This window comes from Winogradskyella sp. SYSU M77433, assembly GCF_029911945.1.
Classification (GTDB): domain Bacteria; phylum Bacteroidota; class Bacteroidia; order Flavobacteriales; family Flavobacteriaceae; genus Winogradskyella.
The window spans coordinates 675,767-698,808 of the sequence record NZ_JARYTG010000001.1; the positions used below are offsets into that span (position 1 = coordinate 675,767).

14 protein-coding genes are annotated in these 23,042 nt (G+C 34.4%); 5 read left to right on the forward strand and 9 right to left on the reverse strand.

Translation table 11 applies throughout. The features are described from left to right. Nucleotides 1-127 precede the first annotated feature (127 nt). Nucleotides 128-4,159 (reverse strand): pectinesterase family protein, encoded by a 4,032-nt coding sequence (locus tag QGM60_RS02830; protein ID WP_281138714.1) that lies wholly within the window; start codon nucleotides 4,157-4,159, stop codon nucleotides 128-130. 288 nt (nucleotides 4,160-4,447) lie between these two features. After that, a complete protein-coding gene (locus QGM60_RS02835; RefSeq protein ID WP_281138715.1) occupies nucleotides 4,448-5,692 on the reverse strand; it encodes a T9SS type A sorting domain-containing protein in 1,245 nt (414 codons plus the stop codon). A gap of 486 nt (nucleotides 5,693-6,178) precedes the next feature. Between QGM60_RS02835 and QGM60_RS02840 the strand changes: the two genes are divergently transcribed. The 4 genes from QGM60_RS02840 (at nucleotide 6,179) to QGM60_RS02855 (ending at nucleotide 14,136) form a co-directional block, all read left to right on the forward strand. Beyond that, on the forward strand, nucleotides 6,179-9,355 hold the full coding sequence (locus QGM60_RS02840; protein ID WP_281138716.1) for a TonB-dependent receptor: 3,177 nt from the start codon (nucleotides 6,179-6,181) through the stop codon (nucleotides 9,353-9,355). 11 nt (nucleotides 9,356-9,366) lie between these two features. Next, nucleotides 9,367-11,154, forward strand: coding sequence for a RagB/SusD family nutrient uptake outer membrane protein (locus QGM60_RS02845; protein ID WP_281138717.1), 1,788 nt, complete (start codon nucleotides 9,367-9,369; stop codon nucleotides 11,152-11,154). Between the two features lie 19 nt (nucleotides 11,155-11,173). Next, nucleotides 11,174-12,727, forward strand: a complete 1,554-nt coding sequence (locus QGM60_RS02850; protein ID WP_281138718.1) for a DUF5123 domain-containing protein — start codon at nucleotides 11,174-11,176, stop codon at nucleotides 12,725-12,727. Between the two features lie 95 nt (nucleotides 12,728-12,822). Continuing rightward, nucleotides 12,823-14,136 carry a pectate lyase gene (locus QGM60_RS02855; RefSeq protein WP_281138719.1) on the forward strand — a complete coding sequence of 438 codons (1,314 nt, stop codon included), beginning with the start codon at nucleotides 12,823-12,825 and terminating at the stop codon, nucleotides 14,134-14,136. A 47-nt stretch (nucleotides 14,137-14,183) separates the two neighbouring features. Here QGM60_RS02855 and QGM60_RS02860 read toward each other — a convergent pair whose 3' ends face one another. Further along, a complete protein-coding gene (locus QGM60_RS02860; RefSeq protein WP_281138720.1) occupies nucleotides 14,184-15,668 on the reverse strand; it encodes an Ig-like domain-containing protein in 1,485 nt (494 codons plus the stop codon). A gap of 113 nt (nucleotides 15,669-15,781) precedes the next feature. Between QGM60_RS02860 and QGM60_RS02865 the strand changes: the two genes are divergently transcribed. Then, entirely contained in the window at nucleotides 15,782-16,807 is a 1,026-nt protein-coding gene (locus tag QGM60_RS02865; RefSeq protein ID WP_281138721.1) for a LacI family DNA-binding transcriptional regulator, read from the forward strand. Between the two features lie 28 nt (nucleotides 16,808-16,835). Here QGM60_RS02865 and QGM60_RS02870 read toward each other — a convergent pair whose 3' ends face one another. From QGM60_RS02870 to QGM60_RS02895, 6 genes are read right to left on the reverse strand one after another with little or no spacing between them, the layout of a single operon-like run. Next, the gene (locus QGM60_RS02870; RefSeq protein WP_281138722.1) at nucleotides 16,836-18,449 is read right to left on the reverse strand and encodes an altronate dehydratase family protein; all 1,614 of its coding nucleotides are present in this window, start codon (nucleotides 18,447-18,449) and stop codon (nucleotides 16,836-16,838) included. Nucleotides 18,450-18,469: 20 nt separating this feature from the next. Then, complete coding sequence (locus QGM60_RS02875; protein ID WP_281138723.1) at nucleotides 18,470-19,930, reverse strand: tagaturonate reductase; 1,461 nt, start codon at nucleotides 19,928-19,930, stop codon at nucleotides 18,470-18,472. Between the two features lie 11 nt (nucleotides 19,931-19,941). Further along, entirely contained in the window at nucleotides 19,942-21,237 is a 1,296-nt protein-coding gene (locus tag QGM60_RS02880; protein ID WP_281138724.1) for a TRAP transporter large permease subunit, read from the reverse strand. Between the two features lie 2 nt (nucleotides 21,238-21,239). Then, nucleotides 21,240-21,695 (reverse strand): TRAP transporter small permease, encoded by a 456-nt coding sequence (locus tag QGM60_RS02885; RefSeq protein WP_243473804.1) that lies wholly within the window; start codon nucleotides 21,693-21,695, stop codon nucleotides 21,240-21,242. Between the two features lie 4 nt (nucleotides 21,696-21,699). Beyond that, nucleotides 21,700-22,680, reverse strand: coding sequence for a TRAP transporter substrate-binding protein (locus tag QGM60_RS02890; protein WP_281138725.1), 981 nt, complete (start codon nucleotides 22,678-22,680; stop codon nucleotides 21,700-21,702). Between the two features lie 9 nt (nucleotides 22,681-22,689). Then, nucleotides 22,690-23,037 (reverse strand): cupin domain-containing protein, encoded by a 348-nt coding sequence (locus QGM60_RS02895; RefSeq protein ID WP_281138726.1) that lies wholly within the window; start codon nucleotides 23,035-23,037, stop codon nucleotides 22,690-22,692. Between the last annotated feature and the right edge of the window lie 5 nt (nucleotides 23,038-23,042).

Here is a 23,042-nt window from a genome sequence, read left to right on the forward strand (position 1 = left end):
AGTTAATTACAAAATTGTAATCGATTACCAATTTAATAATTTTGGAGGAATTTTCTAAACACATCGAGCATAAAAAAAAGACCATTTATAAAAAATGGCCTTTTTTAATTGTTTTATTTACAGAATATTAATGTGATATCAGTTTAAAAACCTTACTCCCATTACCATCAATCAATTTAACAATCCAAATACCGTCTTCTATATCAACAGAGGTTTCAACCGAAGTTTTAAAATCTTTGACCAAAGCACCTGTTATCGCATATACTAAGACTCTAGTTTCAGAAGTCAAATTAGAAATATGTAGTTTCTGATTATATGATTTTACAAGTGCTGAAGATTGAGCATTATTAAAATCACCTACCGAGAGTAATTCCGGAAAGGGGTCCCAATCATCGTTTCCTTTAGTAAAATTAAATGTTGTTATTGCCGTACCGTCTGTTAGCGTTGGTGATGACAATACTGTTGACCAAGGTGCTCTTGTTCCAGAATTATCAACTCCCGAAGCATTTTCAATCGTCCCATATTCATACATCATAGAAGATTCACCACCTAAAGAACTTGTCCATCCTTCAGGAGATATCAACGAAAGCCCTTCAGAACCTGGGTAAGTAGATTCATCAATAGCTGTATTGTAAAATACTACTTCACTTGTATTCGGTGCCCATGGACGACCATAATAACCAGGCTTAGAACCATACGTAGAAGCTGTTTCAACACCTGGAATTGTAGATTTCACATGACATTCATACATTAAATACCCTCTACCTGAAGTTTGCTGAGCAGCGGTAATGTATGCTGCATCACTACTATAATCACTTGTATTTAGGACTAAATCCGTTTGGTAAAAAACCGCTGTCATTCCGCCGAAAAGATAATCCACAGCACCCATCATAGCACCTTTGTAAACAGCAACTCTAGCACCTTGAGCACCATAGAAAGAATCTTGACGTCCGATAACTCTACATTCATCTAAAACCACTCTATCTGCACTTGCCGCTATACCTATTGCCGCTGCCTGCGTTACATATCCTGCAGATCTATCTTGAACCGAAGTATTACCATAATCTGTTGGTCTTGTTGGCTCACTTGGTGCCTTCGCCTGTACAACATCCTGTGATTCTTTTAACGAAATATATTGATTAAAAGAATTTTCAAGAATTATATCTTCGATAGTCACATCTTGTGCTGTAATTACAACAGTTGCATTCCAGTATGAAGAACCTCCTCCTGTTCCTTCTTGGTTAATGTACTCCGTATAACCATTTTCAGTATTTACTGCCAGAGCCTCAGCACTCCATTTATTATCTGTACCTTGACTAAAGAAATTATATTTTTGTCCATAGTACGATGTAATCCTCACTGCGTTAGCATCGATATCTACACCTGAATTTAAAAGTGCAATACTAGGATTAGAAGACGCGTTCTTTAAAGTGACATTATTACTGCTAATAACGAGCATTTCTTCATAGTTTCCTGGATCTATCATTACGGTGACAGGTTCGTCATTAGGACGATTCATTCTAGAAATAGCATCCAAAGCTTCATTTATGGTTTGAAAATCTTTACCAACACCAACTGTAATAATTGGGCTGTAAGGCTCTATAGCAACAACTTCAAAAGACACAAAATACGATGTAGTATTAACAGTTATTGTCACTGTACCATCAGTTGCACCTAGATAAACATATTCTGACACCGCATTTGTACTAGTACTATTTGAAGTATTTGTAACAGCTGGTTCGCCTTCTACCGAATAATTAGATGAATAATAATCCGTAATAATAACTTTATCACCTACCTGAACAGGAATAGCAATAGTTGAACCTGATCCTGCATTTAAATCTCCATTATTACCTCTAACATTCACGCTTCCTGTAAACATAAGACCTTCGTAAGCTGTTGCCGCATTAATTACTCTATCGTTAAAGGTCCATAATGAGATTGGATTGAACGTTAGGTCTTTTGAAGTATCAGATCCAGCAACAGTGAGATTAGATGTTAGTGCTAATCTTAATGGATAAGCATCAATACCATTATAAGAAACAGTATAAACACCATCTCTTAAAGACACTGCGTTAATATCTGTAAAATCATATGAATATCCTTCTTCATTTAAGTTCGTAAATGTTAAACTCAATTCACTTTCTTGGGTTGCATCTAAACCAATAGCATTGATAGCTACGTTATATAATGGCTTTGGTGTAAAATCTACATCTGCAGTTTCATCAGCAGATCCTATTGTAATAGTATTGGTTAGTATTTCATAATCATTAACACCCTCAGCAGAAATGGTATATTCAATTCCAGCTTCTAGATCTACACTGTATGTAAAAGCTACTTCATCTATAGTGACTATTGGAGTGTAAACCGTACTTGCTCCAGAATCTGGAGTATATGCTAAAGTCACACCTGTTAAATCAGTTAAACCTGTAATATTCCCACTAACATTATAAATATCTACCTGAGCTACAACAATATCATAAACAGTTGTTTCCTCAGTAGCACTAAACGTAAGTCCATTAGTTATGATATAACCATTAGCTCCACCTAAACTTAGGTCGTAAGTATACTCTATTGGTAAATCAATAGTATAAGTACCACTTGAAACTACAGCTGCATATTCTTTACCTGCTTCATTAGTAAATATTATTGAATACCCATCAGTAATACCAGACGCAAAAGTTTCATCTACATTACCTGTTAAAGTAACATATTCAGCATCTTTCCTCATTATTCTATAATAACTTGGTTTATCGACCGCATCATAGATATGATATTCTCCAGCTTCTTTTGCTACAAAATTAACTTCCTGTAAATCTCCACCTACAGCTACAACATCGTCCTGTATTGCAGGATCGGTTGCATATTCAAAATGAACACTTCCTGTTCCTGATTGTGTAAGCATCATAACAGTGACTTCATCATCTTCATCTAACATCAAGCTCATATATCTACCTGTTGCACCACCTGCATTAACATAAACTCTACCTGAATAACCGGAAACGCTACTAATATTTTCATCATAACGTGTAAGGTTTGTATTTGCTGTTCTCAATCGGTCATTCGTACCACCAACCCATGATAATGCGCCTGCGCTAAAAGCCGAAGGAAAAACATTTCCTGATGAACCTACAGCAATTGAACCATCGTACCATGAATTAATTGTAGATTCGTTTAGCATATTGTTATATAAAACTTCATCAAGTTGTTCCGCTGCGAAATCCCAGACATCTGTCCTAATAATTGTTGACTCTAAAGTTGTTACATCAATGGCTGGTGTGTAAGCATTAGAACCATTAAAAGTAAAATAAAGTGTTGTTGCACCTCCTGTATAAGTGAATTCGTAATAACCTGTTTGATCAGCCATACCTGGATGTGCATCTATATCTGAATCTATAGTTCCCAAATCGTTACCACCTACTATTGTACCTCCATCCATCGTACCTGAACTATAAACAGAACCGTAAAACCTTACAGTACTACTACCCTCTGCCACATCAACCTCTAAAGAATTTCCATTTTGAAAAGCTATACCATAGCCTGTACTATGCCATAAACTTGTAGCGGCTTGAGTTCTTAGTTTGCCATCTGGACTTGTTGTTGACGTTACAGGATCCCATTGTGTTCCTGTATTGGTAAAAGTTGAACCATCACCTAAATTATATGAAGTTGTAGGAGAAATTACCTCTATTGAAGGAGTATATGCATTAGACCCTGTAAATGTAAAATACAATGTTGCAGAACCTCCTGTGTAAGAAAACTCATAGTAACCCGTTTGATCAGACATATCTGGATAAGCATCCATATCTACATCCATAGTCCCTAAATCATTTCCGCCAATAGTTGTGCCAGCATCCATTGTACCTGAACTATACACTGAACCGTAAAAGCGAATTGTTGCAATGCCCTCGACATCGACTTCTAAAGAATTTCCATTTTGAAAAGCCACACCATAGCCCGCACTATGCCATAAACTTGTAGCGGCCTGAGTTCTTAGTTTGCCATCTGGACTTGTTGTTGAAGTTACAGGATCCCATTGTGTTCCTGTGTTGGTAAATGTTGAGTTATCACCCAAATTATAAGAGTTTACCGATTGAGCAACTCCGTAGTTTGAAGAAAATAACGCAACCACCAATACGAAAAAGTAGATTTTTTTCATAGTTGTTGAATTGATTAGAAAATTACTTATAGTTTATATTTAGTTTAGTTTCTCTAGCTGAAACAATCAAAAGAATTTGGGCAGAGTTCTTTTGAAAAATCGAAGACACTTATTCAACAATCTATAAAAGTCAAAACACAACAATATTTATGTAATCGATTACACAAATATATCAAAAAAATGAATTTGACAAAAAAAGTGTTATTATTTTTTAGTATTAATAAATTTTAAGTTAGATTCTAACTAAGTTAACAATCTAATGTAATTTCCAACTATTCGCTTAACTAGCTAATTTGATTTAACAATTTTGTAGGTACGCGATATATTATTGTATTCAACCTTGACAAAATACAATCCATTTACTATTGAAGAAAAATCTAGTTCCACATCTTGATTATGATTAAAATCTAAATTATCAGTCTTAATAATTTTCCCATTAACATCAATTACAGAAACTCCTCCTTGTTCTATAATAGGAGAAAAATTCTTGAGGTAAAGTTTATCCTTTACGATACTTGGATATATATAAAATGAACTTAAAGACGATTCTTCAATACTCAAATTATCACAACTCGATGATATAACACCAGAATTAGTAACTTGTAAAGTTGCACCTGCTCCGCAACTTGTGTTTGGAATATAAGTTGCAACATCTTCCACAGGAATAATACTATAACTATATGATGGTGCATTAACAGAACCTATATTTGAGACAGCATTTATACAATTATCAAATTCTAACGCTACTGTACCACCATAGCTTTGATAAACTGTACCAACATTAGCAAAATCTGAATTTTCAACATAGCAAGACAAGCTATTAACACCTCCACTAAAACCTAATGCTCTTGAATTAGATACATCTGTATTGTAATAACAATTCAAAATATGAAGCTCTGCATTTCTCGCTCTTGGCATGCGTTCCTTGCACCCTTCAGCCCAGTAACAATTTTGAAAGGTTATACTAAAATGACCGTCATTAGGAGCATTTGAATCACTAGAACCTATAAGGTTAGAAAACCTATGATCATTTGATCCACCAGAACCACCTGGAATAGCAGGTTTGAGATAAGTAAACTTACACCAAGACACCGTAATATTGTCAGAATTATTTTTAATATCAAAGTTACCATCCAATCCATCTTGAAATTCACAGTGGTCTACCCATAAATTTGTACAGCCCTCAACAGACAAATTATCTCTTCCATCAATATCATAAGCACCAGGCCCTTCAAAAATTAAGTTTCTTATGATAACATTATTGGATCCATTTTTTAAATTCAAAATACCAGAACCAGATTGTGTTTGGGTATTATTAACAAGTCTAGCTCCAGGCAAACCTATGATGGTTTTATTAGTAATAACTTCACTGATATTTTGACTTGAATTTAAAACTATTGTACCCGAAACAAGGATGACTTGAGGCGATGACAACAGAAGCATACTTTTAAAATCATTGTAATTGTCAACAATAACTGGTGAAGAGTTCCCACCTCCTGTTGTACCTCCACCAAACCCCTCCGGATTGGCCATGTAATAATTTTGTCCTAAACATATGACAGTAACAAATAAAAAGACAAGGGATAGTATACGTATTTTCATAACCTTAATTTTTAATGAGAGTTTGTTTAAACAATTTATCGAGTTGATTGAGTTGATTGAGTAAATTTGACTATACTTTGAATGCTTTTTATGTATGAAATTGTGCGCTCGATGATTCAAATTAGCACCAAAAAAAGCCTAAAACACTACTAATAGTTAAATTCACCAATTTACACATAAGCTCTTATTTTATATATACCGTAATTTTAACTAATAAAAATTAACATATCAAAAAAAATCTTAACAAAAATTTGTGTATTTAAAAATATACAATAAATTTGTGTAATCGATTACATATATAAACTAATTTATAAACTAACTCAAACTTTCATGTGTAACAATTTGATTGATTTTTTGTTTTTCCAAAAACAAAAGGGAAAGGCGAAAAGGTTTTATTTGATAAAATCTTTTTCACTAATGCTATTCGCATTTTTTGCGTTTGGCAGTACGACATTAGAAGCCCAAAGTATAACGGTAACAGGTACAGTTTCCGCAAAAGACATGGGAGGTCCTGTTCCAGGTGCCTCAGTTCTTGTTAAAGGTACTTCCAAAGGTACATCAACCGATTTCGATGGTAATTATTCTATCACAGTTGATGGGCCAGATGCTATCTTGGTATTTTCGTACATTGGCTATACAACTCAAGAAGTTGTAGTCGGTAGTCAAAAAAACATTAATATAACTCTTGAGCCTAGTTTAGAGTCTCTAGATGAAGTTGTTGTTATTGGTTATGGAACAACCCGTAAATCTGATTTAACTGGTTCTGTTGTATCCATAGGCGGAGACGATTTAAAACAGCAAAACCTAGCTAGTGTAGGTGAAACATTAACAGGTAGATTAGCGGGTGTACAAGTCTTATCTACTGAAGGTTCACCTGATTCTGAAATTCAGATTAGAGTAAGGGGATCCGGTTCACTTACACAAGATAGTTCACCATTAATTATTGTTGATGGTTTCCCTGTAAATAGTTTAAATGACATTTCACCTTCAAATATTGAAAATATCAATGTATTAAAGGACGCCTCTTCTACAGCTATATATGGTTCTAGAGGTGCTAATGGTGTTATAATTGTTACTACTAAAAGTGGTAAAGAAGGTAAAATGGCTGTTAGTCTTAACACTTCATATGGTATAAAGAAAATTGCAAAAACTATAGATGTTTTAGAACCAGAAGATTTTGTTAAATGGCAATATGAATATTGGCTTCTAGATGAACAACCTGAAATTTATGAAGAAACTTATGGTCTATATCAAGATTACGACCAGTATATTGGGATGAAAGGAAACAATTGGCAAGATCTTATTTATGGTCAAACTGGTGAAGTACAAAATCATGATTTATCTGTAAGAGGCGGTTCTGAAAAATTTAATTATAATTTTAATTATGCCTTGTATGATGAAAAAGCAATTATGGTTGGTTCTGATTTTAGAAGAAATAATGTCTCTCTAGCATTAAAAAACAAGGCTAGTGACAAAGTAGACCTTTCATTTACGGTTCGTTATGCTGATCAAGAAGTGAATGGTGGTGGTGCGAATGAGCAAAATGAAGTTTCATCAGCAGACTCTAGGCTTAAGCACTCAATTAGATACTCACCTATTCCTTTAGCTGCTTTAGACCCAACAAATACTGATGATGCGATTTTTAGTGATTTAGTAAATCCTTTTATAGCTTTAGCGGATAACCAACGTAGACAATTAAGGAAAAATCTTAATTTACTTGGAAGCTTCACTTGGGATGTTGTGGACAATTTAACGTTTAAATCTGATGTAGGCTTGAATACAACAAATGATTTAGACTATCGTTTTTACGGTAAATCCACTTATTTTTCTAGTAATAGACCTAGTGTTGAAAATCAAGGACTTCCTGCACTAAGAATAAGAGATAGAAAAAGAGAAAGTTTTAGAAATGCTAATACATTGAACTATGATTTCAAAAAATTAGTTGGAGAAAATCATTCACTTAAATTACTTTTAGGACAAGAAATGATTGTTTCTAAAGACAATAGAGTAACAACAGAATTACATGGCTTTCCAAGTGATTTTGATTTTGAAAGAAGTGTGCGTCTAACTACACAAGGAGATCCGTTTACTGTGGATAACTTTTACTCACCTGATGATAAACTCCTATCATTCTTTGGTCGTGCTAACTACGACTTTAAAAACAAATATTTATTGACAGCTACTTTCCGTATGGATGGTTCAAGTAAATTTCTTGGAGATAATCGCTGGGGATATTTTCCTTCTGCTGCATTTGCATGGAAAATTTCTGAAGAAGATTTCTTAAAAAATACAGATTGGATTAATACGCTTAAATTGAGATTAAGTTATGGTGAGGTAGGGAATAACAATATACCTACAGGTCAAACAATACAAACATTTCAATCATATGCTACATCCTACATTAATGGAATTGATAATTATTGGGCAGCATCTAGTGTTTTAGCTAACCCTGATTTAAAGTGGGAAACTACGGTTACTCAAAATTTAGCTCTTGACTATTCATTGTTTAGCGGTCGAGTTAGCGGTTCTTTTGAATTGTATAAAAATACTACAAAAGATTTGCTATTAGGTTTCAGGGTACCTGGTTCAGGTTACGAAACACAATTTAGAAATGTAGGAGAAATACAAAACACAGGCTTTGAAGCACTTGTTAACGTCAATGCAATAAGCACTGAAAACTATGGTCTAGATTTATCATTTAATATTAGTACCAATAAGAACAAAATTAACTCATTGGGTGAATCAGAAGACTTTGGATGGCCTTCTGGATGGGCTTCTAGCCAAATAAATAATGATTATTTAGTACAAGTTGGATCCCCTCTTGGAATTATGTATGGCTATCAAAATGATGGAAGATACGAAGTGTCAGATTTTAACTATGACTCAACAACTGGTGATTATACTCTAGTCGATGGAGTTCCTAGTAATGCTGATGTTATTGGAGATGGATTTGTTCGTCCTGGTGCTTTAAAATTAAAAGATATTAATGGTGATGGAGTTGTTGATGAAGATGATCAAACAATAATAGGTGATGCTAACCCAGATTTTACTGGTGGATTTACATTAAGCGCAAGAGCTTATGGTTTTGATCTTAGTGCAGCGTTCAATTTTAGTGTAGGTTTTGATGTATATAATGCCAACAAAATTCATTCTAACACACCTAGAGAAAGCAACGATTATGGGAACTTAACTACATCTTTTGCTGATGGAGTAAGATGGACTAATTTAGACCCGTCAACAGGTCAATTAGTTACTGACCCTTCTCAACTAGCTGCTTTAAATGCAAATACAACAATGTGGTCCCCATCAATGCAACGATATGTGTTTAGTGATTGGGCTGTTGAGGATGGCTCTTATTTAAGATTAAATACACTTTCTCTTGGTTACACTTTACCTGAATCAGTTCTATCTGATTTTGGAATATCTAAATTAAGGTTATATGTTACAGCTAATAATGTTTTCATTATAACTAATTATTCAGGTATGGATCCTGAAGTTTCCACAAGAAGACAAACTAATTTCACTCCTAGAGTAGATTACTCTGCTTACCCAAGAAGTAGACAAGTTGCTTTTGGTTTAAATCTTAATTTTTAAAAAAATTGAAAATGAAAAAAACAATATTTCTAACAATATTAATTCTTACAGGTGTATTCTACTCTTGTCAAGAATTTGATGAAGACTTTTTAGAAGCACCTGCGCAATCATCAGCCGAACCTTCGGTTATATTTTCTACCCCTGACTTAGCTAGAGGTGCTGTAGATGGTATATTAGAACGTATGGGGCAGACTAACTCATACAGAGGTCGTTATATCCCTTTTTATGGATTCAACACTGATACAGAATGGAATTACAGTTCTGATGATGTTGGAAGCTCACAGGGAGAACTTATGATATATGATGCTACACCTACCAATACTCAAATGAATAGAGATAATAATGTTTGGGCAATGATGTATGCAGGTATAGAGCGTGCTAACCTATGTATTGAAGGCTTAAGATTATATGGTAACCCTGAACCAGGAACAGCTCTTGGACAGCTACTAGGTGAAGCTTTAACATATAGAGCTATCTATTACGCAGACTTACTTAAAACATGGGGAGATGTTCCTGCGCGTTTTGAACCTATTAGTACCGAAACACTTTATTTACCTAAAACCAATAGAGATATTATCTATAAACAAATAATTGCTGATTTAGGTGAAGCAGAAACTTTAGTAGGATGGCCAAATGAAAACTCTAGAACTAATACTGTAGAAAGAGCTAATAAAGCTTTCGTAAAAGCTTTTAGAGCTCGTTTAGCTATGGTTGCTTCAGGTTTTCAACAATATCCTGATGGTATAAGACGTAGTAATGACCCTGAATTATCAGTGCAAAACATGTATACCTTAGCTTTTAATGAAGCTAGTGATATAATCGGAACTGGACATGCTAGCCTAAACCCTTCTTTTGAAACATTTTGGAAAAATTTCAATGAAGAATCGGTAACAGCTGGTGGTGAATCGCTTTGGGAAATACCATTTGCAGCAGGTCGAGGTAGGGTTTTATTCTCTTTTGCTGTAAGACATAGAGGTATAGATCAACATACAGGCCAAGCTAGAGGTGGAATTGCTGGGCCATTACCAACGGTCTTTTATGATTATGATGAGCAAGATACTCGTAGAGATGTAACATGTGTACCATACGAATGGGGAAATCCAACAGATGGTTTTGCTCAACAACAATTGGTTGGTTTAGATACTTGGTATTTTGGTAAATATCGTTATGAGTGGATGAACCGTTATGTAACGTCTACAAATGATGATGGTGTTAACAAAATTTACATGCGTTATGCAGAAGTACTTTTAATAGCTGCTGAAGCCGCTAACGAATTACAAGGTCCTGGTGCTGCTGCTCCATATCTTAAAGAAATTAGACGAAGAGCTTTCCCTTCTAACCTTCATGCTGAAAAAGTAGATGCTTATGTTGATGGGTTGACAAGTTCTGATGCTATGCTTCAAGCGATTATAGAGGAACACAAATACGAATTCACAGGGGAAATGGAGCGTAAAATGAACTTAATCCGCTGGAATTTATTAGGTGATAACCTAGATGAAGCTAAGGTAAAGATGTTTAATCTGAAAAATAGAACTGGTGAATATGCTGATGTACCTTCTACTTTATATTACAGATACGAAGAGGATGGAGAAACTCTTGATATCTACGGTCTAAATAGAAATGAAACTACCAATCCTGGCCCAGATTATTCTATGCAAGATTGGACTATGTTAGAGGACGATATGATTAATTCTATATATAAGCTTGGAGTAAATCCTGATGAAAGACAATTCTGGCCTATATGGCAAGTCTTTATAGATGCAAGTAATGGTCAATTAGTAAACGATTACGGCTATTAAAAATTTTAAATTAAAAAATATGATGAAAGCAAAACATATATTAAAATCTACAATAGTAATCTTAGTTTTACTATTATCATTTTCGGGTTGTGAAAGCCCAGATGAAGTTATTGAAGAGCTTAGCATAAGTCGTGAGTTTGCTCCTGTTGGCTTACAATCTTTTATAAGAAATCAGGTTTTTGTAGAACTTAATTGGGACTCAAATCCTGATGTAGACAATTACCTTGTTGAATTTAGTGAAGATCCATCCTTCTCTACCATAGTAAACTCTGTTAATGTTACCTCAAATGAGTTACCTGTACAAATAGAAATGGAACAAGAAACCTTTTATTATATTAGAGTACAAGCTATCAGTTCTAGAGGTTTAGAAAATTCTACTTATGCTACCACTACTGCAGAAACACTAACTGAACAAATCTTCTACCCTATTGTACCAGAAGATATTTTAGCTACTGAAGCAACATTTAGATGGCTACCTAACAGCACGGTAACAGAATTATTTTTAGTACCTGGAAATATATCTTATACCTTATCAGCTCAAGAGATAGCTGATGGTGTGGCTACAGTAACTGGACTAACAGGCGAAACTGATTACACTGTTCAAATTTTAAATAACACAACAATTAGGGGAGTCTTAAATTTTACAACAGGAGTTGATATTGGTGATGGTGTCTTAGTTACTCCATCAGATGACTTATTCCAAATGGTTGCTGATGCTGCATCTGGTGATGTATTAGTTTTAGACTCTGGTGATTATACAGCTCAAATTGGAACTTTAGTAATAGATAAATCCTTAACTATTAGAGGTCTTTATAATTTTGATAAACCTTTATTGAAATTAAGTATTTCAATTGTTACAGGAGCAACAGACGTAGAACTTATAGATTTAGACCTTACAGGTGATGCAGCTACTGATTTAACTGACATGGTAAGGTATTCTGCTCCTGGAAGTTACAACTCATTATTAGTGAGTGGGTGTAACGTTCATGACTATGCTAGATCATTTATTGCAGGAAACGAAACTGATGCTATTGTTCAATCTATAATAGTAGAAAATAGTATTGTGACTAACATTGAAACTAATGGTGGTGACTTCTTTGACTTTAGAAACTCTGATGTTTTTAATGTGAATTTCAACACAAGTACATTTAACAACTGTGCTCCTGGTAGAGACTTTTTCAGGATAGACGACGCAGGTACTTCTACTCAAACTGGTTTAACAAGCAATATTACATTAGATAGCTGTACGCTATATGCTTGTTCTAACAATTCAAGTAGAAGATTACTTTATATAAGATTTCAAGACAATGATATTGTAGTTAGCAATACTTTAATTACAGATACTGCAGCTGAAGGTTACTCTGATCAAAGTAGAACAGATGAGTTCATTGATTTTAGTAATAACAATTACTTTAATGCACCAACATTTTATGATTCGTCTGTACTTAGATATGATAATTCATCTTCATATACCACTTTAGATCCTGGTTATGTTGATGCTTTAAATGGAGATTTTACTCTAACCACTCAGTCACTAATTGATAACCAAATTGGTGACCCTCGTTGGAGATAGTAATATTTATTAGATAAGTTAGTCAAAAGAGGAGACGTGTTTACATATACACTTCTCCTTTTTTTATTTTACATTTAATTTTATATCCCTTAAATATGTCACAAAAACAATATTTCCTTACCCTTATTATAGCCCTATTTTTCGCTTTTAGTTATAGTCAACAATTAGCGTTTCCAACGGCTGAAGGCTTTGGAAAATTCACCTCTGGTGGTAGAGGTGGTTTTATCTACAAAGTAACCAATCTTAATGATGATGGAGAAGGTAGCCTTAGAAAAGGTATACTAAAAAAAGGGGCTCGTATTATTGTCTTCGATGTTTCAGGTACTATTGAATTAAAGTCTAAATTAGACATTAATAAAGGAGACCTAACTATTCTAGGACAAACAGCACCTTGTGGTGGAATTACCATAAAAGGTTATCCTGTAACCATAAAATCTGATAATGTCATTGTTAGATATCTTAGATTTAGAATGGGAGATACAAACGGTATTGAAGGTGATGCACTTGGCTGTAGGGATGCAAATAATGTTATTATAGATCATTGTTCTATAAGTTGGGGAACCGACGAAAACGCCTCGTTTTACAACAATAAAAATTTCACGCTACAATGGTGTATTATATCAGAAGCTCTTAACAGATCTGTGCATAAGAAAGGGGCTCACGGTTATGGTGGAATTTGGGGAGGTGTTAAGGCTTCTTTTCATCACAACTTAATAGTTAGTAATAATAGTAGAAACCCACGATTCAGTGGCTCTAAAACTACCGAAAACTCCGAAAATGAATTTGTAGACTTTAGAAATAATGTAATCTATAATTGGGGTGAAAATAGTATTTATGGTGGTGAAAAAGGAACTTATAATATCGTAAACAACTACTTTAAATCTGGCCCAGCAACAACTTCCTCTAAGTTAGATAGAATAGTAAGCCCTTCTGAGCCTTATGGGGAGTTTTATGTAGATGGCAATTACGTTCAAGGTTATAATGAAATAACCCAAAATAACTGGGATGGTGGTGTACAATGTGAAGAGCCAGAACAAACAAAACTTAGTAATCCAATAGATATTTCAAATAATATACTAACTACTAGTGCCAATATGGCTTATAACGATGTGTTAGAAAAAGCTGGTTTAAGCCTCTATAGGGATGAAGTTGATAAAAGAATTGTCAAGAATACAAAATCAGGCTCATCTGATTATAAAAATGGTATTATAGATTCTCAAGACAATGTGGGAGGTTGGCCATTTATAAAATCTAGAGAAGTTTCTAAAGATTCTGATGAAGATGGGATTCCTGATAAATGGGAACGTAAATTAAAACTTAATAAAAATAAGGAGGATGCTCAGCTCAATACTTTAAATAAAAAGTATTCCAATATAGAAGTATATGCAAATGCACTAGTATCTGAATGATGACTAGTGCATTTTATAATTTTATTTCTAGGTGCTCTTCTTAATTGTTATTCATACTCAAAGGCTCCTATATCTGGTGCAGAACCATTGAAAGGAAGACCGACATCTTCACCTGCATCAATTAAGTCACTTCCTGCTACGAGTTTTAGGAAATCAATATCTGGTAAACTACCATCCTCATTTCTTGGTGAAGCTAATAAATCAATATCAATAGCTACAAAATCAGAAGCGTTAGTTGTTATACCATTTTGCCATCCGTTGCTAGTGATATCTACAGTTGTAGCGGAAAAACTATCTCCTCCATTAACACCTGCAAACGACGCTGTATTTTTTACCAATAAGAATTGTGCTACATTAGTAGAGCCAAAATTTATATTTCTTCCATTACTGTAAGCTGAACAATTATAAATTTCAATATCACCTCTGTTACTATTGTGGTCAAATCCATCATAAACATTACCAGCGGCTATACAATTTTTGTAAATAGCGTTATGTTTTAAGGTTTTATCATCACTACCTCCTGTTTTGAAGCCATTACCATCACCAGCACCAATAGTTCCATTCATTAAATATCCATTTTTGAAGGCCCAACAATTTTCGTAATATGTAGTTATGTTATCCGTATCTCTCAAGTATCCGTCCCAACCATCATCTAAATTCTGCCATGCTCTACAACCTATAAATTTATTATCAGATCCAGCATCTAACTTACAAGCAAAACCATCTGCATTTTCTAAAGAAGAATCAGCATTGTAGAAAGAGTCACAATTTAATATAGTGTTATTACTACCTCCACCGCCTATTTGTAAGCCAGAGTCTTTGTTTTCACTAAAAGTACAGAACTCTATAAGGTTATTACTACCAGTTATATGCATACCATTATCACCAGCACCAAAAACATCTATTCCTTTGATATGCCAGTAATCACCTGAAAGCTGAATACCTCTATTTGAAGAATTCTCAGACATTGATGAAAAATTAAATCTAGGTCTGTTAGCATCTGATGGATAAGCTAAAAGTGAAATTAAATTGTTGTTTGATCCATCACCAGAAATCTGAATGGTTGAATTAAAAACATAATCCCCTTCTCTGACATAGATAATCTCACCAGGATTAGCTGTGTAAATTGCATTTAAAACCTCTTCAGGTGTTTCTACAACTGTACCATTAACAGGACTTTCAACTCCTGAAATCACAAAAGTGCGTTCTGCATAAACTCCTGACCCATCTTGAGCTGTTGCTCTTACCACTACCGTACCATTAGAAACAGCAGATAATAACCCAGAATTAGAAATTGTTGCTACACTACTATTGGAAACCGTCCAACTTACTGCGCTATTAGTTGCGTCACTTGGTTGAACTGTTACTGATAATTGACTAGTGCTTCCGTCGGTAATTGTATCTCCTGTAATAGTTATCGATGATACCGCTATTGTAGCTGGAGTATCATCAGAACTATCACTACTACACCCAAAGGAAAATAAAACACAAATTATCATTAAAAATCTTACGATGTTGTTTGTTGTTTTCATAGTTTTTATAATTGTGTAATCGATTACACAATTATAACTATTTTCTCTTTGGAATCAAAATTACTTTAAATAATTTCATTAAATTTACAAGGTTATTCCGTACATGAATTTTGATGAAGAAAAAGACTACAATTTATGACATTGCAAAAGAAGTTAATTTAACTGCTGCAACGGTATCTAGAGCTTTAAACAATAATCCCAAAATAAGCGAAAACACAAGAAAGTTAGTTCAGGAGACTGCACTAAGAATGAATTATGAACAAAACACGCTTGCTAGAGCTTTAAAAAGTGGGAAAAGTCATAATGTTGGGGTTATCGTACCACGAATGGATAGCAACTTTTTTGCTTCTGTAATTCGAGGTATAGAAGAAGAGCTTTACCCAAAAGGTTACCACGTTATTGTTTGTCAAACTCATGATCAGGAAAACTTAGAAACTGGGAATATTATGTCCCTGTTGAATGCCCAAGTAGATGGCATTTTAATGTCAATCTCAAACGCGAAGACTAAGAATAAAATTTTTCAAAGCATTTCTCAAAAAAGAGTTCCACTAATATTCTTCGATAGAAAAAAAGAAATACCAGGATTTAGCTCAGTAACTATAGACGACTTTAATGGCGCATATCAAGCCACAAAACATCTTATTGAGCAAGGTTGCAAGCGTATTGCTCATCTTTCTAACAATCGTTCGTTAGAAATATTTAAAAACCGTTATCTAGGCTATAAGCAAGCCATAATAGATCATGGTTTAGAGTTCGACGAAAGCATAGTCATAGAAACTTTTAGTAAGGTTTTAGAAGGTAGAAAAACAACGAAAAAGTTGTTGAATATGGATAACCCACCTGATGCTATATTTTCATCTAGTGACTTCACTGCATTAGGAGCTATTCAGGAAATAAAGGAACAAGGTTTAAGAATACCGGAAGATATCAGCGTTATAGGATTTAGTAACGAGCCTTTCACAAAGTTTATGGAACTATCCATTACTTCTGTGGATCAATCTCCAATAGAAATGGGAAGAATTGCCGCTAAAGTATTCTTAGAAGAAGTTGATAGCGATACACCAAACCAAAAGAATGAAAAAATAGTGTTACAGCCAGAACTTATAATTAGAGATTCCTCTCTGAAAGTTAAAGCGTAACACTATCCAAGAAAACTAATTTATATTTTTAGAGTGAAACTCCTCTTTTCCAAGGAATAAAATCGTCTTGATTTAAAATACTTGCTTTTGATTTTATGGTGCCACTAGCAACATCAACAATATATTGAAGCATCGTTTCTGCCATTTCCTCTATCGTCTTTTCACCTTTGATTACATCACCAGTATCAACATCAATAATATCGCTCATTTTTGCTGCTAATTCAGAGTTTGATGATACTTTTATTACTGGTGTAATTGGATTTCCTGTTGGTGTTCCCAAACCTGTTGTAAACAACACTATATTGGCTCCAGAACCTACCATAGCCGTAGTACTTTCCACATCATTTCCTGGCGTGCACAATAAGTTAAGTCCTGGATTAGTTACATATTCTCCATAATCCAAAACATCTACAACTGGTGATGTTCCACCTTTTTTAGCTGCACCAGCAGATTTCATGGCATCTGTTATCAATCCGTCTTTGATATTTCCTGGTGAAGGGTTCATATCAAAACCAGAACCAGCATCTACAACAGATTTTTCAAAGGCTTGCATTAAGCCTAAAAACTTGTTCGCTTTGTCCTCTTCTACACATCTGTTTACCAATTCCTGCTCTACACCACAAAGCTCTGGGAATTCGGCTAAAATTGCCGTTCCACCAAGCGCCACTAACATATCCGAAGTATAACCCAAGGTTGGGTTAGCTGATATACCTGAAAAACCATCAGAACCACCACACTCTAAACCTACTTTAAGCTTCGATAAAGGAGCTGGTTGTCTCTCAATTTTATTAGCCTCTTTAATGGCTTCAAAAGAATTTTTTATAATAGCTGTTAGCATTTCATCAACCGTACCCATCTGTTGCTGTTCGTACATCAACACTGGCTTTTTGTTGTTTGGGCTAATTGCCTCTAATGCTTTATTGAATATATCAATCTGAAGATTTTGACACCCTAAACTCAATACTGTTGCACCTGCTACATTTGGGTTTTTCACATAACCAGCTAACAAACGTGCTAAACTTTCAGAATCTTGACGAATACCACCACAACCTCCAGGATGCGTAATGAATTTCACTTCAATATTATCAAAAACATTTGTGGTTTGTTCTGGTTCAACCGCAGTATTTCCATCACCTTCATTAACCAACGAACGTAATAACATTCTGTGGTTATTAGACTTTTGAGTCAATAGTTCTTTTTCAAAAATATCTTTTAATAACTCAATGTTTCTGTTTTCGCAAAAAACCAAAGGAAAGAATAACCACGTATTGGCAGTACCAACTTGTCCATCTTCTCTGTGGTAACCCATGAATGTTTTGTCTTTCCACTTATCTACATTTGGTGCAGACCAACCTGTAGTATCTGTTTTCTGAGTGACTTTGGCACTTTCGTGTTTTACATTGTTTATGGTTAAAACATCACCGAGCATAATCGGTGTATTAGCTTTACCAACCAAAACACCGTACATAATGATTTTGTCTCCAGATTGCAAATCAGTAAGAGCAATCTTATGCTTTGCCTTAACATCTGAAACTACTTCTATATCTTGTCCTTCGAATGTTACAACTTCACCTGCTTTTAGGTTTACTAAAGCAACTGCTACATTATCACTTGGATGTACTTTTATTAATTTCTTTTGCATCACCTTTCGGTTTATTAATCTTAAATTTTATCCTTAAAGTTTTTCAAACCTTGCTCAACTCCATTAGCATCAATTTCTTCTAGAGCTACTGCTATAGTTTCAACAAGATTATTGACTTTAGTAAGGTCTTCATCCCAAAAATCTGTCTTTTCAAGTGTAGCACTTGCAACACTTTTATAGTCATTATTAGACCAAATTGTTTTGAACGTCTCTACAATAACTTCGCTATCATTTATAGGCAATGCTTTACCATGCCATTCTCCTTTGTAGAATCGAATTAAACAAGCAAAGGCAAATGTTAAATGTGCTGGTAATTTTTGGAATTTTTCGTTGTATTCCAATAAACTTGGTAATACTCTCACCTTAAATTTAGAAATAGAATTCAAAGCGATATCAGCTAATTTATGCTTGATGAATGGATTTCTAAAACGGTCTAGGATTTCTTCAGCAAAACTATCTAATTCTGCTTTATCCATTGGTAACACATGATTGATTTCATCAAAAATTGCACTGTTTACAAAAGCTCCTGTAAATTCATTATCAACAGTTTCTTTTACCGTTTCATTTCCGTAAAGCAATGAAAATGGTACCATAGAAGTATGCGCACCATTTAAAATGCGTACTTTTCTAGTACGGTAAGGCTGCATATCCTTAACGATTTTTACATCCAAATCCGTTTTATCGAAAGGTAGTTTTGCTTTTAGGTCATCACCTCCTTCAATAACCCAAAGTAAAAAGGTTTCCGCTGAAACTATTAAATTGTCTTTATAATCTAACTGCGCGTTATATTCTTCAATTTGATCTTTTGGATAACCAGGAACGATGCGATCGACTAAAGTGTTGTGGAACGAACAGTGTTCAGTTAACCATGCTTTAAAGCCTTCTTCAAGATTCCAGTCTGCACAATATTTTAAAATAATTTCTTTTAAAGTATCTGAGTTGTAATTGATTAACTCACATGGAATAATCGTCAATGCTTTATCTGAAGCGCCATTAAAATGCTGAAAACGTTTATGTAATAACATCGTCAGTTTAGCTGGAAACGAGCTTGGTGGCTGCATTTCCATAGTATCACTTTCTACATAAGCGATACCTGCTTCAGTTGTATTAGATATAATAAATTGTAATTCTTCTTCTTTTGCTAGATCTAAATACTGCTGAAAATCCGCATAAGGATTGATACCTTTAACAATATTAGTAATAAGTTCTTTAGTCTGAATTTCTTCCCCTTTTTGAACACCCTTCAAAAACAGGGTATACAGTCCGTCTTGATCATTCAACATATCAACCATACCTCTATCAATAGGCTGCACTACAGCTACACCTGCATTGAAATCTGCTGACTTGTTTAATTGCTGAATAGCATAATCTACAAATGCTCTAAGGAAATTACCTTCACCAAACTGTATAACTTTTATAGGTAATCTTTCTTCTAATCCTAAGTTTGATCTATTTAATTTATTGTCTATCGTTACTGACATTCTAATCTATTTTAAAGGTTAAATACACTTGGCAACCAAAGTGTTAATTGCGGGAAATACGTTACTAAAAATAAAGCTACTACCATAGCCAAGAACAACGGTAATAATGGTTTCATTACCTTCTGAATGGTTGTTTCGGCTACACCAACTCCAACAAAGAGGACGGATCCAACGGGTGGTGTACATAGTCCAATACATAAGTTAAGAACCATGATAATACCAAATTGAATTGGATCCATACCAAGATCTACTACTACTGGTAAGAAAATTGGAGTAAATATTAATACTGCTGGTGTCATATCCATAAATATGCCCACAAACAATAAGATTAGATTGATGATTAAAAGTATAATTATAGGATTATCACTTATTGCTAATAATGATGTGCTGATACTTTGAGGTATGTTTTCAAAAGACATTACCCAAGACATACTCATTGACGCTCCAATCAATAACATAACCACTGCTGTTGTAGAAGAAGAGTCTAATAAAATCTCTGGTAAATTTTTAAAACTGATTTCTTTGTAAGCAAAACCAAGAATTAATGTGTATAGAACTGCTATTGCTGAGGCTTCTGTTGCCGTAAAAATACCTGTAACAATTCCACCAATGACAATTACCAATAAGAAAAGGCTTGGTACAGCATCAATAAATGTTTTAAAAACTTCCTTTAAAGAACTACGCTTTCCTAATTTATATTTTTTCTTTTTAGCCCAAAACATTGCTACTAACATTAGGAATAAACCAGTAAGAATTCCAGGAATATAACCTGCTAAAAACAATGCTGCAATAGACACACCTCCACTCGCAAGTGAATATACAATAAGGACATTACTAGGTGGAATAATTAAGCCTGTAGTTGCAGAAGTAATATTAACTGCTGCACCAAATTCTTTAGAATACCCTTCTTTCTCCATTTCTGGCCCAAGAATACTTCCCATCGCAGAAGCCGAAGCCATTGCCGAACCTGCAATTGCTCCCATAAGCATTGCACCAATTACATTTATGAGTGCTAATCCACCAGGAAGAGAACCTACTAAAGTCTTTGCAAAAGCAATGAGTCTATGGGCTATACCTCCTTTATTCATCAATTGACCAGATAAAACAAAAAATGGTATAGCCAATAATGCAAAACTATCTAAACCAGTTCCCATACGTTGTGAAACCGTAGTAAAGGCTGGCATCGCAGGAATGCTAACTAACATTGTAAGTACTGAAGAAATGGAAATACTCCAAGCTACAGGTGTACCAATGGACAATAAACCCACAAAACTTATAACTAATACTAAAATTGGGATATAATCCATAACTACTTAATATTTATAATGTCTGAAACTTTATAATAAATAATCAACAAACCGCTTACAGGAATTGCTAAATAGACAATAGCCAATGGGATTTGTAATGCTGGTGATTGTTGATCTAAAACATAGGTAATATATACAAGTCTACTTCCTCCTATTACCATAGCAAAAAGTGCAAATAGAATTATAAGTACATATACTACTATCTTTAATTTCTTCTGTGTTTTATTTGATGCTTTTTGAGGTAAAACATCAATAGCCACGTGCATATTTCTACCTGAAACATAAGCCGCACCTAAAATACCCAACCAAACCATAAGGTATCTTGCCAATTCATCTGTAAATGAACTTGGAGTACCTACAACAAACCTTGTAAATACTTGCCAAATAACATTGATAACCATGACACCCATTATAACAATGAGAAGGTTTCCTAAAATCTTATCTATCTTTTTTCTCATCGATCTAATTATTCTTAATACGATTGATTAGGTCTTTCATATCCTCATCTTCACTATAGGTTTCATAAACATCTTTCACATCTTCTTCAAAAGCTGTTTTATCTGGCCTTACCACAGTTACTCCTGCTTTCTGCACCTCTTCTAAAGCTTCTTGTTCTGCTTCTGCCCAAAGTTTACGTTGATAACCAACAGACTTATCTACAGCTTCTTTTAACCAAGCTCTTTGCTGCTCAGATAATCTATCCCAAATATGTGTTCCTATGATTAGTACATCTGGTAATACTGTATGCTCGTCTAACGAGTAGTATTTACATACTTCATAATGTCTAGATAAATAAAAACTTGGAGGATTATTTTCTGCTCCATCTACAACGCCTTGTTGCAAAGACGTGTATAATTCTCCCCAAGATATTGGAGTTGGTGAGCCACCTAAGCTTTTTACCATGTCCATAGCAGTTACACTTTCCATAACTCTAACCTTAAGACCTTTTAAATCTTCAGGTGTGTTAATTGGCTTATCTTTGGTGTAAAAACTTCTACTTCCAGCATCGTAATAACACATGCCTTTAATCCAGTACTTGGTACCTTCATCTAAAAGTTCTTGACCAATTGGACCATCTAAAACCTCAAAAGCATGCTCTCTATCCTTGAACAAATATGGCAATCCAAAAACCTTCATACGAGGAGCGAAATTTTCCATAACTCCTACTGAAACTTTGGTCATATCCAAGCTTCCGATTTGAAGTAGTTCTATACACTCACGCTCGGTTCCTAATTGTTGACTTGGGTAAATTTCCAACTGCATTTTTCCGCCTGAAATCTCAGCCAAATCTTCACCCATTTTAACCATAGCTTTGTGCACAGAATGATTAACGTCAAGACTATGCGCCAACTTTATGGTTTCTACATCACTCATTTCACCACAACTAAAAACTGACAGCATAGTTGCTAGAAAAAGAATAAAATATTGGGATGTTTTCTTCATAATTTCTCTTTAAATTTTATTCTCTAAAAAATCTTTTCTAACAGGATTAAAAACATCTATCAGCATTCCTTCTTCTAAACAAACTACTCCGTGCATTATATTTGATGGTACAAAAAAGGAATCTCCTTCTTTCAATATTTTTTTCTCATCACCGATAGTGACTTCAAATTTACCACTTGATATATGTGTAGACTGTGTGTGTATATGATTGTGAATTTGCCCTACTCCATCTTTCTTGAACTTTACATTAACCATCATCATTGTATCATCATAACCAACGATTTGACGACTAATTTTATCCTCTAGAATTTCCCATTCCATCTTATCTTGCTCAAAAAAAACATTTGCCTTAGACATACTCT